General features: G+C 66.9%; 14 protein-coding genes, 3 tRNA genes and 1 pseudogene. 15 read left to right on the forward strand and 3 right to left on the reverse strand.

Annotated elements, in window-relative coordinates; genetic code table 11:
* Window positions 1–86 precede the first annotated feature (86 nt).
* Window positions 87–1,574: a threonine synthase gene (thrC, locus tag B4C31_RS05255; protein WP_291531620.1), complete on the reverse strand. Its 1,488-nt coding sequence runs from the start codon at window positions 1,572–1,574 to the stop codon at window positions 87–89.
* A gap of 134 nt (window positions 1,575–1,708) precedes the next feature.
* Here thrC and B4C31_RS05260 point away from each other — a divergent pair, with 134 nt between their 5' ends.
* From B4C31_RS05260 to B4C31_RS05295, 8 genes are all read left to right on the forward strand, one after another.
* Window positions 1,709–2,995 carry a glutamate-5-semialdehyde dehydrogenase gene (locus B4C31_RS05260; protein ID WP_291531621.1) on the forward strand — a complete coding sequence of 429 codons (1,287 nt, stop codon included), beginning with the start codon at window positions 1,709–1,711 and terminating at the stop codon, window positions 2,993–2,995.
* The gene (locus B4C31_RS05265; protein WP_291531622.1) at window positions 2,992–3,567 is read left to right on the forward strand and encodes a phosphoribosylglycinamide synthetase; all 576 of its coding nucleotides are present in this window, start codon (window positions 2,992–2,994) and stop codon (window positions 3,565–3,567) included. The genes B4C31_RS05260 and B4C31_RS05265 overlap by 4 nt, the downstream gene beginning before the upstream one ends.
* Window positions 3,564–4,292: a nicotinate-nucleotide adenylyltransferase gene (gene nadD, locus B4C31_RS05270; RefSeq protein WP_129237528.1), complete on the forward strand. Its 729-nt coding sequence runs from the start codon at window positions 3,564–3,566 to the stop codon at window positions 4,290–4,292. The genes B4C31_RS05265 and nadD overlap by 4 nt, the downstream gene beginning before the upstream one ends.
* 134 nt (window positions 4,293–4,426) lie before the next feature.
* Window positions 4,427–5,446: a ribose-phosphate diphosphokinase gene (locus tag B4C31_RS05275; RefSeq protein ID WP_204464580.1), complete on the forward strand. Its 1,020-nt coding sequence runs from the start codon at window positions 4,427–4,429 to the stop codon at window positions 5,444–5,446.
* Between the two features lie 113 nt (window positions 5,447–5,559).
* Window positions 5,560–5,630, forward strand: a tRNA-Gln gene (locus B4C31_RS05280).
* Between the two features lie 70 nt (window positions 5,631–5,700).
* Window positions 5,701–7,083: a bifunctional UDP-N-acetylglucosamine diphosphorylase/glucosamine-1-phosphate N-acetyltransferase GlmU gene (gene glmU, locus B4C31_RS05285; RefSeq protein ID WP_291531623.1), complete on the forward strand. Its 1,383-nt coding sequence runs from the start codon at window positions 5,701–5,703 to the stop codon at window positions 7,081–7,083.
* A gap of 4 nt (window positions 7,084–7,087) precedes the next feature.
* Window positions 7,088–7,465: a ribosome silencing factor gene (rsfS, locus tag B4C31_RS05290; RefSeq protein ID WP_291531624.1), complete on the forward strand. Its 378-nt coding sequence runs from the start codon at window positions 7,088–7,090 to the stop codon at window positions 7,463–7,465.
* A complete protein-coding gene (locus B4C31_RS05295) occupies window positions 7,462–8,163 on the forward strand; it encodes a histidine phosphatase family protein (RefSeq protein ID WP_291531625.1) in 702 nt (233 codons plus the stop codon). Before rsfS ends, B4C31_RS05295 begins: the two co-directional genes overlap by 4 nt.
* A 114-nt stretch (window positions 8,164–8,277) precedes the next feature.
* On the opposite strand, the gene B4C31_RS05300 is transcribed toward B4C31_RS05295, so the two are convergent.
* Window positions 8,278–9,048 carry a DUF1287 domain-containing protein gene (locus tag B4C31_RS05300; RefSeq protein WP_291531626.1) on the reverse strand — a complete coding sequence of 257 codons (771 nt, stop codon included), beginning with the start codon at window positions 9,046–9,048 and terminating at the stop codon, window positions 8,278–8,280.
* A gap of 275 nt (window positions 9,049–9,323) precedes the next feature.
* Between B4C31_RS05300 and B4C31_RS05305 the strand changes: the two genes are divergently transcribed.
* From B4C31_RS05305 to B4C31_RS05325, 5 genes are all read left to right on the forward strand, one after another.
* Window positions 9,324–10,355: a hypothetical protein gene (locus B4C31_RS05305; RefSeq protein WP_291531627.1), complete on the forward strand. Its 1,032-nt coding sequence runs from the start codon at window positions 9,324–9,326 to the stop codon at window positions 10,353–10,355.
* 101 nt (window positions 10,356–10,456) lie between these two features.
* Window positions 10,457–10,529: transfer RNA gene (locus B4C31_RS05310), tRNA-Ala, on the forward strand.
* A 75-nt stretch (window positions 10,530–10,604) separates the two neighbouring features.
* Window positions 10,605–10,677: transfer RNA gene (locus B4C31_RS05315), tRNA-Ala, on the forward strand.
* 183 nt (window positions 10,678–10,860) lie between these two features.
* Window positions 10,861–12,252 carry a tyrosine-type recombinase/integrase gene (locus B4C31_RS05320; protein WP_291531628.1) on the forward strand — a complete coding sequence of 464 codons (1,392 nt, stop codon included), beginning with the start codon at window positions 10,861–10,863 and terminating at the stop codon, window positions 12,250–12,252.
* Between the two features lie 92 nt (window positions 12,253–12,344).
* Window positions 12,345–12,728 (forward strand): hypothetical protein, encoded by a 384-nt coding sequence (locus B4C31_RS05325; protein WP_287543694.1) that lies wholly within the window; start codon window positions 12,345–12,347, stop codon window positions 12,726–12,728.
* Between the two features lie 32 nt (window positions 12,729–12,760).
* Here the strand turns inward: B4C31_RS05325 and B4C31_RS08820 are convergent.
* A pseudogene (locus B4C31_RS08820) lies at window positions 12,761–12,826 on the reverse strand (hypothetical protein); the annotation flags it as partial.
* A 205-nt stretch (window positions 12,827–13,031) separates the two neighbouring features.
* Here B4C31_RS08820 and B4C31_RS05330 point away from each other — a divergent pair.
* Together B4C31_RS05330 and B4C31_RS05335 are read left to right on the forward strand one after the other, a co-directional pair.
* Complete coding sequence (locus B4C31_RS05330; RefSeq protein ID WP_291531629.1) at window positions 13,032–14,378, forward strand: tyrosine-type recombinase/integrase; 1,347 nt, start codon at window positions 13,032–13,034, stop codon at window positions 14,376–14,378.
* A gap of 70 nt (window positions 14,379–14,448) precedes the next feature.
* The coding region (locus B4C31_RS05335) for an N-terminal phage integrase SAM-like domain-containing protein (RefSeq protein WP_291531630.1) at window positions 14,449–15,082 on the forward strand (634 nt) is incomplete at its 3' end.

Consider the following 15,082-nt stretch of genomic DNA (forward strand, 5'->3'; position numbering starts at 1 on the left):
GGCGGCGGTCGCCATCTCCTACGCCATCTCCCGCCATATCTGGCTGAACAAGGAACTGTAACCCCGAAACCTCAGTGGCGTGGCGGTCAGAGTGCGTGCGCGGCGCGCTCGACCACGCCAGCCATGCCGTCGATGGCGACGACGTCGTCGAACCGCACCGCGGCGTTCTCCAGGCCACGCAACGCGGCGGGGGCCGTCGTCCCGGTCTCGCGGGCCAGCACATCCATGCACGCGAAATCGGTACCGGTCGCCTCAAAACCCAGCGACTCGTTGACCACGCGCGGGAACTTGTACGGGCTGGCGGTGCTCAGCAGCACTCGCGGCACGGACGGATCGCGCGGCATCTGGCGGAGCACGAAATAGCCGCAGGCCGTATGCGGGTCGATCACGTAACGGTTCCTCTCCCAGCAGTCGCGGATGGACTCGCGCACCTGATCCTCGTCGGCCCAGCCGCAGCCGAAGGTATGGCGGATGCGCGCCAGCATCTCATCCGGGATCTCATAGGCGCCCCACTGGTTCAGATCGTTCATCAGCATCGAGATCAGGCGCGAGTCCTTATCGGACATGTAGTACAGCATGCGCTCCAGATTCGAGGAGATCAGGATGTCCATCGAGGGGGAGATGGTCTGGAAGAACGGACGCTGGCGGTTGTACGTGCCGGTGGTCAGGAACTCGAAGAGCACGTTGTTCCTGTCTGAGGCCACGATCAGATGCTTGACCGGCAGGCCCAGCAGCTTGGCGTAATAGCCGGCCAGGATGTCGCCGAAGTTGCCGGTCGGCACGCAGAACTCCACCTCGTCGCCCAGCGTGATCGCCCCGCGTTCCACCAGCTGCACGTAGGCGGAGAAGTAATACACGACCTGCGGCACCAGACGACCCACGTTGATCGAGTTCGCCGACGACAGACGCACATGCGCGTCGCCGGCCAGACGGGCGGCCAGGTCACGGTCGCCGAAGATCCGCTTGACCGCGGACTGCGCGTCGTCGAAGTTGCCCTCCACCGCGCACACGGTCACGTTCGAACCCGTCTGCGTGGTCATCTGCAGCTCCTGCACCTGGCTGACCTTGCCCTGCGGGTAGAACACGGTGATGCCGGTGCCCGGGGCGTCCGCGAACCCCGCCAACGCGGCCTTGCCGGTATCGCCGGAGGTGGCGGTCACAATCATGATCTTCTCGTCCGCGTCGCCGTCGGCGGGCGTGGTGCGGGCCATGAACCGGGGCAGGATCTGCAGCGCCACGTCCTTGAACGCGGAGGTCGGGCCATGGAACAGCTCCAGGACCCAATCCTCGCCCAACGGCTTCAACGGGGTGATCGCCCCATCCCCCCATTGCGGGCCGTACGCGGCCTCGACGCATTCGCGCAGCTCGGCCTCGGAGAAATCGGGCAGCAGCGCGCCCAGCACCGTCACCGCGATGTCCTGATACGACTTGCCGACCAGCTGATCCACGTCCACGCGGGTCTCGCCCAGCGCGTCGGTGACGAACAGACCGCCGTCGGCGGCGATGCCTTGGCGGATCGCCTGCTTGGAGGTCAGGGAATCGGTGGTGCTGCGCGTGCTATGGAACGTGGTCACGTTGTATCCTCCGCGAATCGTCGGGTTGCCAAACGCTTCTAAGTCTATCCTTGAGCATGGGCAGCCCCATGGCGGTGCGCCCATATCCCGGAACACCCGTCATGACGACGCATGCGTGCGATACCCTAAGGTGTATGACGAATCCCGAAGTGCACGCCGCCGTCAACGCCCTGGCCGACGCCGCAGCCACCGCGCAATCCGACCTTGCCCACACCACCGGCGAAACCAGGAACGACCTGCTGGAGGCCCTGGCCGACGCCCTGGACGCCCAAGCCGACCACATCGCCGAAGCCAACGCCGCCGACATGGCGCAGGCCCGCGCCGACGGCATGGACGAGGGTAAGCTCGACCGCCTGTACTTCGGGGCCAAACGCGTCCGGCAGAGCGCGCAGGGCGTGCGCCACGTGGCCACGCTGCCCGATCCGCTCGGCGAGATCGTCCGCGGCTCCACCCTGCCCAACGGCCTGCGGCTCCAACAGATTCGCGTGCCCATCGGCGTCATCGGCATGATCTACGAGGCCCGCCCCAACGTGACCGTGGACGTGGCCAGCCTGTGCCTGAAATCCGGCAATGCCGCCATCCTGCGCGGCGGACACGCGGCCGAACGGACCAACGCCGCCACGCTGGAGGTCATCCGCGGCACGCTCGCCGAGCACGGCCTCGACCCGGCCCTGGTGGCCAGCGTCGACGCCTACGGCAGGGACGGGGCGACCGCCATGATGCAGGCGCGCGGCCACATCGACGTGCTGGTGCCGCGCGGCGGCACCGGGCTCATCCAATCCGTGGTCCGCAACTCCACCGTGCCCGTCATCGAAACCGGCGCCGGCAACGTACACATCTACATCGACCGCAGCGGCGACCCGGAGAAGGCCATCCCGATCCTGCTCAACGCCAAGACGCAGCGCGTGGGCGTATGCAACGCCGCCGAGAAGCTGCTCGTCCACAGGGACGTGGCCGAAGGGTTCCTGCCGGTGGCCGCGCAGGCGCTCGCCAACGCGCATGTGGCCATCCGCGCCGACGAGACCGCATACCGCATCATCGAGCAGTCGCACATCCTGGACCTGGATCTGGCGCATGCCGACGAGCAGGATTGGGACACCGAGTATCTGGCGCTGAAGATTGGGATCAAGGTGGTCGACTCGCTGGACGAGGCGATCGCACATATCAACGCCCACTCCACGGGACACACCGAATCGATCATCGCCGAGGACTACTCGGCTGTGGAAACGTTCACCCAGCGTATAGACTCGGCAGTAGTGATGGTCAACGCCTCCACGCGGTTCACCGACGGCGGTGTGTTCGGCTTCGGCGCCGAGCTGGGCATCTCCACGCAGAAGATGCACGCCCGCGGTCCGATGGGCCTGAGGGAGATGACCACGACCAAGTGGATCGGATACGGAACAGGGCAGGTGCGAGCATGAGTGAGGAACCGACAACCGGCGGCGAGGCGAATGTGGCGAACCCGTGGGGAGCCGATCTGGACGATCCGCGGCTGGGGCTGCGGATCGCGGCGGAACGGTTGAGCCTAGTGCGTTACGTGTTCCTGGTGCAGATCGAGGACGGCATCGCCACGGCGGCGCAGCGAGCCTCGCTCGAATACTCGGATGCGGTGCTGATCGGCTGGCCGGAGACCGACTCGCATGAGGTCGCCGATCTGGATGGGGATCAGCTGGCCACGGTCAAGACGCAGATGGAACTGATGGAGCGGTGGATCGTGGCCTTCCGCAGGCAGGAACGGGACGGGGACGTCGACGGGATGACCGACACGCTGGTCAAGGTCACCGAATGCGTGGCCGTGATCCGCGGACTGTACCAGCCCGACTTCGCGCTGCCGACCTTCGCCGAGATCCAACAGGTCGTGCAGGACGAGTGGGACGAGGACATGGACAGGATCGACGCCTCAAGCGCCATCTCCACCGCCGACCAGGTCGAGCAGGAGACGCGCGAGGCCGACCGCCGGCAGACCGGGCATGAGGGGGGCGTTGCCGCATGACGGCGGATACGAGCGAGACGATGGCGGGGGAGCAGGAACGCCGGATGTCCGACCTGCTGCCCGCGGCGGCGATGCAGAGCGTCCATGCGCCCGGCAAGGGCAGGCTCTCGGCGCGAGGCAACTGGCACAGCCGTCGGCGCATCGGCATCATGGGCGGCACCTTCGACCCGATTCACAACGGGCATCTGGTGGCCGCCTCCGAGGTGTCCTGGGTGTACGACCTGGACGAGGTGATCTTCGTGCCGACCGGGCGCCCCGTGTTCAAGCTCGACAAGCATGTGACCAACGCCGAGGACCGGTACCTGATGACCGTGATCGCCACCGCGTCCAATCCGAAATTCACCGTGTCCCGGGTGGATATCGACCGCCCCGGCATTACCTACACCATCGACACGCTGCGTGACATCCGGGCGCAGCATCCGGACGCGGAACTGTTCTTCATCACCGGTGCGGACGCGGTGGCCGAAATCATGGAATGGAAGGACGCGGAACGGATGTGGGATCTGGCGCACTTCGTGGCCGTGACCCGTCCGGGGTATTCCGGCCCCGAGGGGGCGCACCTGCCCGAGGGCAAGGTCGATACCCTGGAGATCCCCGCGCTGGCGATCTCCTCGACCGACGTGCGGCGCCGCGCGGCGCACGACGAGCCGGTCTGGTACCTGGTGCCTGACGGCGTGGTCCAGTACATCGGCAAACACGGTCTGTACCGGCGGCGGTCGGAGTAGCAGGCGCGGGATTCCGCCGATGTGAACGCTACCAACGGGATTCCGGTCGGCGCCGTCGGGCCGTGTCGCACGTCGGCGCACATGGTTAGACTAAGGTTCAGTCCACTTCAGCGAAACACACGTTTGGAGACACGGTGAGCGCAATCCTTACAGGCAAGCCCGATAAGAACCTCATTCTCGTCACGGGGCGTACCCACCCCAAGCTGGCGACGGACGTGGCCGAACAACTTGGCATCGACGTTCTGGAAACCACCGCCTACGACTTCGCCAACGGTGAGATGTATGTGCGCTACACCGAATCAGTGCGCGGCGCGGACGTGTTCGTGCTGCAAAGCCACGCCAACCCGATCAACAAGTCGATCATGGAACAACTCATCATGATCGACGCGTTGAAGCGCGCCTCCGCACGTTCGATCACCGCCGTGTGCCCGCTGCTCGGGTATTCGCGTCAGGACAAGAAGCACCGCGGCCGTGAGCCGATCTCCTGCCGTCTGATGTTCGACCTGCTCAAGACCGCCGGCGCCGACCGCATCATGTCGGTCGACCTGCATGCCGCGCAGTCCCAGGGCTTCTTCGACGGTCCGGTCGACCATCTGATTGCCATGCCGGTGCTCGTCGACTACATTCGTGACCGCTTCTTCAACCATCTGGACAACGTCGCCGTCGTCTCCCCGGATGCCGGACGCATCCGCGTGGCCGAACAGTGGGCGCAGCGCCTCGGCGGCGGCCCGCTGGCCTTCGTGCACAAGACGCGCGACATCACCCGGCCGAACCGCGCAGTCGCCAACCGTGTGGTCGGCGACGTGGAGGGCAAAGACTGCGTCCTCGTGGACGACCTGATCGACACGGCGGGCACGATCGCCGGCGCCTGCAAGGTGCTGCGTGAGTCCGGCGCCAAGTCCGTGACCGTGGTGGCCACGCACGGCGTGCTCTCCGGCCCCGCGGTGGACCGGCTCAAGGAGTGCGGCGCCCGCGAGGTGGTGCTCACCGACACCGTGCCGATTCCCGAGGAGAAGCGCTGGGACGGCCTGACTGTGCTCTCGATCGCGCCGCTGCTGGCCAGCGCCATCCGCGCGGTGTTCGAGGATGGTTCGGTCGCCGAGCTGTTCGACACCTATCCCGAGCATCACGGGCAGGGTTTCCTGTTCGCCTGACGGCAATCCTCCGATACGGTTTACACCCCGGAATCGCAAGGCAACCCGCTGGAGCGGTTGACGTGGTCCAGCCGTATGGCATAATGAACACTTGGCGGGATTCGTCCCGCCGTTCCCCCATGGTGTAATGGCAGCACACGGGTCTTTGGAACCCTTTGTCTTGGTTCGAGTCCAGGTGGGGGAGCTTGGTGCCGGGGCGGTGGCCCTCGCGGCCGCCGCCTCAGGCGAGTCCACGAGGGAATGGAGCATATCTCATGGCACTATCCGCCGCCATCATCCTCGCCGCGGGCGAGGGCACACGCATGCGTTCGCGTACCCCGAAGGTGCTGCACACCTTCGCTGGCAAAACCTTCCTCCAACGCGTGATGGCGTCCGTAGGCGCGCAGGATCCGGACACGCTCGCCGTCGTCGTGCACTACCAGGCCGACCGTGTGGCCGCCGCCGCCCGCTCCTACAATGACCAGGTCGAAATCGTCAACCAGGACGACATCCCCGGCACCGGACGCGCCGTGCAGTGCGCGATGACCCAGCTGGCCGAACGCGGCGAACTCAGCGGCCCGGTGCTCATCGCCGCCTCCGACATGCCCCTGCTCGACGCCGGCACCCTGCATGACCTGCTTGAGTTCCATGAGGCCAGCGGCAACGGCGCGACCGTGCTGACCACCATCCTCGACGACCCGACCGGGTACGGCCGCATCATCCGCGACCGCGAGGGCAACGTGCTGCGCATCGTGGAGCAGAAGGACGCCAACCGCAGCGAACTGGCCGTGCAGGAGGTCAACACCTCCGTCTACGTGTTCGATGCCGCCGTGCTGGCCAGGTCCATCGCGGGACTCAAGTCGAACAACGCGCAGGGCGAGTTCTACCTGACCGACGCGTTGGAGATGGCCAAGGCGGACGGCAACGTCGGCGCCTTCGCCGCGCCCGACCCGCTGACCGTGGAGGGCGTCAACGACCGCGTCCAGCTCTCCGAACTCTCCAAGGCGTACAACCGCCGCATCTGCGAGCGGTGGATGCGCGACGGCGTCACCATCCTGGATCCGGCGACCACCTGGATCGAGGACGACGTGCAGATCGCACGCGACGCGACCATCCTGCCCGGTTCGTTCCTGCAGGGGCGCACCGTCATCGGCGAAGGGGCGGTCGTCGGCCCCTACACCACGCTGATCGACGCGGTCGTCGACGCCGGCGCCACCGTGGAACGCTCCCGCGTGCAGGGCACGCACATCGGTGCGGACGCCACCATCGGCCCCTGGACCTACCTGCGCCCCGGCAATGAACTGGGAACCGGCACCAAGGCCGGCGCATTCGTGGAGATGAAGAACGCGCACATCGGCGACGGCACCAAGGTGCCGCACCTGAGCTACGTCGGCGACGCCGACCTCGGCGAACACACCAACATCGGCGGCGGCACCATCACCGCCAATTACGACGGCGTGCACAAGCACCACACCCACATCGGCTCGAACGTGCACATCGGTGCGGGCAACCTGTTCGTCGCCCCGGTCGAAGTCGGCGACAACGTGACCTCCGGCGCCGGCTCCGTCATCCGCCACGCCGTCCCGGACGACGCGATGGTCTACTCCGAGAACACGCAGCACGTCGTCGAGGGCTGGAAGCCCGCCTGGGAGCGCTGATCCGATGACCGCCGCAACCACCATCATCGACGCCGTCCGCATCGCCGCAGCTGCGGCCGACCGCGTCAAGGCCAACGACATCGTGGCCTTCGACGTCACCGACCTGCTCGCGTTCACCGAGGTCATGATGATCGCCTCCGCTTCCAACGAGCGCCAGGTGCTGGCCATCGCCGAGGAGGTGGAGAAGGACCTGTACCTGAAGGCCCGACTCTCGCCGCGCTCGCGCGAAGGCCTGACCGAAGGCCAGTGGATCCTGCTTGACTACGGCGATTTCGTCATCCACATCATGCATCAGGAATCGCGCGACTACTACGGGCTCGAACGCCTGTGGCGCGACCAGCCGACCATCGACCTTGAGCTTGAGCATCCGGAGGAGTCATGAGCCAGCACGTCCGTTCCATCTTCCTCGTCCGCCACGGCCGCACCTCGTACAACGCGGCGCACCGCCTGCAGGGGCAGGTCGACATCCCGCTGGACGAGATCGGCCGCTGGCAGGTCGAACGCACCGGCGAGACGCTGCGCGAACTGTACGTGGAACGCCGGCCGGATGTCACGAAGCGCATTGTGGTGGCCTCGGACCTGTGCCGTGCCGCTGCCACCGCGCATGCCTTCGCCGACCCGCTGGAGCTGGAGGTAAATCTGGACCCGCGCGTGCGCGAACGCAGCTTCGGTGAGTGGGACGGCACGGCCGTGGACGAACTCGCCGAACGCTACCCGGAGGACTACCGGTCCTGGGCCGAATTCCGCGGCGGCGAGATGAAGTATGGCGCCGAGTCGAAGGAGGCCGTCGGGCAGCGTGGCGTGGAGGCGATCCACGAGTGGGCGGCCCGCGGCGACGAGCACACCGACCTGTTCTTCTTCACCCACGGCGCATGGATCTCCCAGACCCTACAGACGCTGCTGGGCATCAGCGAGGTGTTCCCGGATTTCGCCAGCGTGCTGTCGATGCGCAATGCCCACTGGGTGCGGCTGCTGCCGTTGGATCGGAGCAGCGGCGAGGTGCGTTGGCGGCTGATGGAGTACAACCACGGGCCGGCCATCGCCGACACCCCGCAGTGGGAGAACCCGCCGATCGGCTGAGCGGATCGGCTGAATGACGAACGGAATCGTTGGGTGTCCCGGAATTTCATGTGATTCCGGGGCACCCTTCGTTTTACGAGTACGCAAACGAAGGGAGGACGGCGTGGGGCGCGCTCAGCCGTTCCACGGCCGCAGCACGTCCTGCGGCACCTGCGAGGCGTCGAACCGGTAATGGCCGGTCACCGCCATATGCTTGCGGAACGCGAGGTAATCGTTCTCGCGCTGGCGCTGGCCCATGTTGTGGATGATGAACGGCAGGCCATCGCCGTCGCGCAGATCCGAGACCACGCCGATATGCCGGGTGTATTCGAACACCACGATGTCGCCGCCCTGCCAGGCGGCCTTGTCGGACGTGTCGGTGGTCAGCGTCTGCGCGTACTTGGACAGGAACACATCGAGCACGCCGGTACGGCGGAAATCGATGTTCGGATCGGGTGCGGGTGCGGCGTTCGCATAGTCGGCGGGGTGGGCGGCGATATCGGCGTCGACCATCGCCTTGAGGTCATAGCCGGCCTCGGCGAACGCACGCCAGACCACATCGGTGCAGGCGCCACGGTCCGCGGGCGGGTAGCCGCCTTGGTAGTAGCCGTCGTCGTAGGTCGGGGCCGCCTCGGCGTCCTTGCGGGCGCCGGCGAGGATATCCGTGTAGTCGTCCACGCCGTCGCCGTCGAAGTCCACGGTGCTGGGCGTCATCGGGTATCGGTCCCGCATCGTCTCGTCCGAGGGCTGCGTATCGCCGCCCAACGGGGACGTGATGACGCCGGTGTCGGACAGATGCGCGACGACCACGGCGGCGACGATCGCGACCACCGCGACGGCGGCGATGACGGCCGCGACTCGTCGGCCGGTGCGGTGGCGTCGAGGTATGGATGACCCATGCTGCATCGTGAATCCCCCCGTCTGAATCGTACCGTTGCTGATGAATGTACACCGCCGGACGGCAGGATGCCGCGGCGCGGGCGTTTCCGTCACACGGCTGATACAACCAGCTGATGCAAACTTGGCGGCCGCGGCGTACCGTGGGCCGTACCGCATGTCGTAGGATGGTGTCGGCTTTTTTTGGGGGTGGGGGCAGTGGTTTGCAACGGTATCGTGAAACTTCAACGGTTTTCAGCGTAAGTTGAGGATATCGGCAGGGAACGCCGCTACGGTCGAGAGTCGTGAGAAACTTCTTCAAGGGTTTATCGGTCACGCAGCTCAGCGCGGGGGCGCTGGCCGCGGTCACCTCGTTCCTGCTGTCCGCGAAGATCGGCATCGCCGGATCCGTCATCGGCGTGGCCGTCGGTTCGATCGTCTCCGCCGTCGCCTCGCAGATCTACCAGAACGTGCTCAAGGCGTCATCCGAGAAACTGCAGAACGCCGTGCCGTTCCATGCGACGGACGGCGCGGATGGCACGGATGGCACGGATGGCACGGATGGTGAAACGGCCGCGTCTGCCGATGATGCGACCACGCGGTTGGATGCCGTCGCCGAATCCACTGCCGAATCCATGGCCTCCACGCAAACGATGCCGGCCACAGGGCGGGTGGTGCGTGGCAGCGCATCCGCATCACGGCGCGATGGCGTGTCATCGGGGGTGACGGAAGTCGGCCGCAACCGGTCGGGTGTGAACCGGCAACGCGGATCCGCGACGTCGGCAAAGGCCAAACGTGTCGCCATACTGGTCGCCATCGGCAGCGCTTTGGTTGCGGTGGCAGTGACCGCGGGCATCATCCTGGCTGTGACCCAGGGGCAGGGGACCGACAGCGTGGTGCGCGACTGGGTAGACCGGTCCTATACCGAGCGGCCGACCGGACCGGTCGAGGGTGGTGACCGCGACCGTGAGCCGGAGGACGGCGCCGCGGGTACGGATGACGGGACCACCGGGAGCGACCCGTCGACGAATACGCCGGATACGACGGGCGGGAACACAGACGGGAACACAGACGGTGCTTCCGGTTCGAATGATTCCGGTACCTCGGGGACCACCACGCCGCAGCCTGACGGCGAGTCGTCGACGGACGGAACGACGGATGGCGGGACCGGGAACGGGTCCGTTGACGGTTCGACCGGAGTCGATGGGTCGTCATCGCAGGGCGGTGGGACGTTGCAGGGATCCACCGATACCGGGATCCAGGGGACGACCGGCTCCGACACCTCCTCGGGGTCGTCGGGCTCGTCAACCTCGGGGACCGACACGGCGGGCAAGTGACCGATGTCATGCGGCAACCCGCGCGACACGCCATGTTTGCCGAAATGACATCCGTGTTGTAATGTATCTAAGGCTCTTCGAGAGCGGCAAGAACTGAAAACGGGGCTATGGCGCAGCTGGTAGCGCATCTCCATGGCATGGAGAGGGTCAGGGGTTCGAATCCCCTTAGCTCCACTCAGCAGAGCCTACGGGTTCTGCCACGGATTCGCGGCGGGTTCACGTAACTCCCGCGAACCGACAACTGAAAACGGGGCTATGGCGCAGCTGGTAGCGCATCTCCATGGCATGGAGAGGGTCAGGGGTTCGAATCCCCTTAGCTCCACACCTTAAGGGTTCCGGGCATCGCCCGGGACCCTTTTTCGTTGCCTGAAAACCCCGGTATTCCAACGTTTCCGAGCGTTTCCCCGAGTATCCCGCAACCTGCGCGACGATGCGCGAAAAAGCGTATTCGCGCATAGCTAATAGGGACGCTAATAGGGACTGGAAACGGACCGGAGGTTGGCCCATGACACGCGCAAGACGACGCCGATTCGGCAGTGTCAGAAGACTCAACAGGCACGGACGCGACTATCTGGAGGCCAGCTACCCGACCCCGCAGGACGCGTTCGCCCGCTGGCCCGGACTGCCCAGACGCCAGTCGCGCATGCTGCCCGCCGAATACGCGGCCGAACTGGACGCGTGGCTGGCCGACGCGGAGAAACGGATCACGCTCGGTTCATGGACGCCCCCGCAGGTCGAACGCGCCGAACAGGAACGCGACGGAATCACGTTCGCCGACTACGCCCACAGATGGGCCGACACCCACCGGCGCGCCGACGGGGAGCTGGTGCGCGGCAGCGCGCGAAGCAAGCATCTGGAGATCATCGAACTGTACCTCATCCCCGCGTTCGGCGACCGGGGCATGCGCGACATCACCGTGCGCGACGTGCAACATTGGTGGGACGCGTTCCGTCCGGTCAGCCGTCACGCGAACCGGGAGAAACGTCGCCTCCAGGCGTACAAGACGCTCCACGCGATCATGAGTTCGGCCGCCACCGAACCAGTCGGGTTCGACGGCAGGCCGATCATCGACCGGAACCCGTGCGCCATCCGTGCCGCCCGCCCCAAGGTCGATCATGAGCCGGTCATCGCCGAGGCGGATCAGATTCGCGCCCTGGCGGACGCGATGCCCGAACGTCTCGCCCCGACCGTCATCCTCGCCGGCACGCTGGGGCTGAGGGAGGGCGAATGCCTGGCGCTGATGCGCCGCGACGTGGACCTGAGGCGCATGATCCTGCACGTCCGTCACTCGGTCTCCATGGAACGCGACCCGCACGGTCGCTGGCGGCCGGTCATCGGCGAACCGAAGACCGGCTCGTCCGTGCGTGACATCCGCATCCCCGACACGCTCCGCCCGTGGCTGGAACGTGCGCTGAGGAACGCGCAGCCGGGCGCGAACGGACTGCTGTTCCCCGCCCGTGACGGCGGTCCCATGAGGCCCCAGACGCTGCGCAACCTGTTCGCCAAGGCGCGTGACCGTGTGCCGGGCCTGGAGGGCATGTGGTTCCACGATCTGCGCAAGACCGCGTTGACCGCGTTCGCGGCGGCGGGCGCGACGAACGGCGAGGTGATGCGCCTCGGCGGCCACACCTCGTTGGACGTGGCGAGCATCTACCAGCGATCGCTGGACAGCCATCTGGACGACGTGTACCGGCGGTTGGAGGGCGGGGGCGCGGAGAAGCCGTCCGCCGATGGGGGTGATGCGGCGACCGCGGCCGCGTTGGCGGCGCTGCCCGTCGCGCCGCGCATGGCGGCGTTGAACGCGTTGGACGGGGAGGCGCGCCTGCGGGTGACGCTGCTCATGGACGAGCCGGCCCGCTCGGAGACGGTGCGCCTCCTGCTGGGGGAGGCGTCATGAGCGGACGGTTCGCGTGCCGCGGCCCGCCCGCCCCGCGCCGCGTCATCGCGGAACATCGGACCGGACAAGCGTATAAGAAACGGAGCACAACGATGGATGAGATTCACATGGACAAGACCGAAGAACTCACGCACCCGAGCGACGATCCGTATATCCGCGGCCTGCTGGCCCCGGGCGGGGAGCTGGAGTGGCTGTGGGACGCGACGATCACGCTCACGATCGACGGGCGCGTGCTGTTCGTCGATTCCGACAGGGGCGGGCGGTTCTCCCGGCGGACGCTGCTGATCGACCCGGAGGATACGGGCGCGCTGTTCGCGGTGATGTTCTGCCCGTGGGGCGAGCGTCGGCCCGCGGCTGGAGGCTACCCGATCTGGGAGCCCGCGCTCGATGAGCTGGATGATTCGCTCGCCGACCCGGATTTCGTGTTCGGCGGGGCGGGGAACCCGCCGTCGGCGAACGATTCGAGCGAGGCGTAGTTGATCTTCCACCGGTTGCCGACCCTGACGGCGTGGATGCTGCCGTCGCGGATCAGACGGTTCAGGACGCGCGGGTCCCTGATGTCGAGAAGGCGCATGGCCTCGGACGCGTTGACGAGCAGCGGTTTGAGCCGGTCGGCCACTGGTGTCTCCTTTCGGATGTCGCCGGACGTGTTTCCGGCGTTCGCATGCTGCTATGCGTCCGGCGGCGTCCGAAACCCCGAATCCCGTGCGATGGCGCGTGGGGACGCGCATAGGCGCGTAAAGCGCAGGTGAAACGCGCATATTGGAAGGAGCGTGATCATGGCGAAGTCATGGATTGACGACGCGTGGCTCAGGGACGCGGTCGACAGGGACGGCAACCGGATACCGCCCACCGCGGCCATGCGCCGCGCCGCGGGCGCCGACCCCGAGAAGGCGAAGAAGACGATCCCGCCCGAACATCGCACCGCCCGCTACGGGAAGGGCTCCCGGTGGGTCGTCTACTGGAACGCGCCCGACGGGCGCCGCCGCAAGGCGTTCCGCAGCCGCGCCGCCGCGGAGGCGTTCAAGGCGGGCATGGAGGACGATCTGCGCTCCGGCCGGTACATCGACCCGCGTGGCGGCGAACGCACCGTCGCCGACGCGTACCGTGAGTGGATCGGCACGCTCGTCAATATCAAGGAGAGCACCGCCGCCGGCTACGAAAGCGCCTACCGGACCACCATCGGCCCGAAATGGGCGGGCACACCCCTGGGCGCGATCGACCGGAGCATGGTTACGGCGTGGGTGCGCGACCTGCTCGACGGGAACGCGCCCGGCCCCCTGAAGGGGCCGCTCGCCGCAAGCACCGTCACCCAGCGGCTCTTCGTCCTGACCATGATTCTCGACCATGCGGTCCGGATGCGGCTCATCCCCGCCAACCCCGCATCCGGGATCCGCGTGCGCGCCACACCGTCGACACGCGTCCGCTACCTGACCGCCGACCAGATCCACCGGACCGCCGACGCCGCCGAAACGCTCGTCTCGCCCCACGGGCGGCGCATCGGATCGCGCCGCGACCGGACCATGATCCTCCTGCTCGCCTACACGGGCATGCGCGACGGCGAGCTCGCCGCCCTCCGCGTCGGCGACGTCCACTATGGTTCGCGCCGCATCCACATCACCAAAACGGTCACGCTGCAGCGCGACGGCCGGCTGGGCGAGGGCACCCCGAAGAACGGGAAGAACCGCCGCGTGCCCATCCCCGGATTCCTGACCCGTGACCTGCGCGAGCTGACCGACGGGCGGCCCGCGGACGTGTACCTGTTCGTCAACGCGAAAGGCGGGCGTATCCACATCGGCAGCTGGGTGAGACGGATATGGCATCCCGCGTTGGCCGCGGCCGGCATCCGGGAGACCCCGCAGGCGCGCATCACCGTGCACGCGCTCCGCCACTCGTACGCGAGCATGGCGATCGCGGCGGGCGCCGACCCGAAGACGCTGCAGGCCATCCTCGGCCATTCCAGCGCGCGGATCACGCTCGACCTGTACGCGGATTTGTGGCCCGACCGGATGGACCAGGTCAGCGACCGGATCGCGGAGACGTTCGCCCCACCCTCCCCAGCCATGTCCCCAAAATGTCCCCCAAACGGTCCCGACGGCGGGGGAGACCCCTCGGGAACGGCTTGATTCCGCCGTTTCTGCAAGGGGCGGCTCCGCCGTCACATGTAATGTACCTACACCACACCTGGAGGATGTGATGGCGAAGCGATTCGGGACGGTACGGTACAAGCCCAACCGGAGCAATGCGAAGTACATCGAGGCCAGCTACATGACCCCGGTGTGGGCGTTCATGCGCTGGCCGGGCCTGGGGGAGCGGCAGTACGCGAACTTCGATGTGGACGACGAGGACGGCGCCCGAGCCTGGCTGCGCGAGGCCAAGCTCAGGATCGATGCCAGGGCGTGGCAGCCAGAACGTGAGGAGCAGCGCGAGGAGGAGCGTTCGAGGCTCACATTCGGCGACTATTTCCCGATATGGCTGGAACAGCGGCGCACCAAGGGCGGCATGCCGTTGGAGGCGGGCAGCGTGTACCGTCTCCGTAAGGACGCCGAGAACCACGTGCTCCCGTATTTCGGCCGCATGCGACTGGTGGACATCACGCCGCGCGACTGCGACCGCTGGTGGGACCAATTGGACCACTCCCAGCGCGCCATGTGCGTCAACGCGCTCAAGGTCCTCAAGGCCGTGCCCGCTACCGTGGACCAGGTCAAGGCCATCCACGACAACATGCCCGCCAGATACGCCGACACGATCTACATCGCCGTGTTCTGCAACGGCCCGCGCATCGGCGAGATCTGCACCCTGCAACGCTGGGACATCGACCTCGAGCACG

Origin of the sequence: Bifidobacterium sp. UBA4282 (assembly GCF_002394995.1) — a bacterium.
Classification (GTDB): domain Bacteria; phylum Actinomycetota; class Actinomycetes; order Actinomycetales; family Bifidobacteriaceae; genus Bifidobacterium; species Bifidobacterium pullorum_B.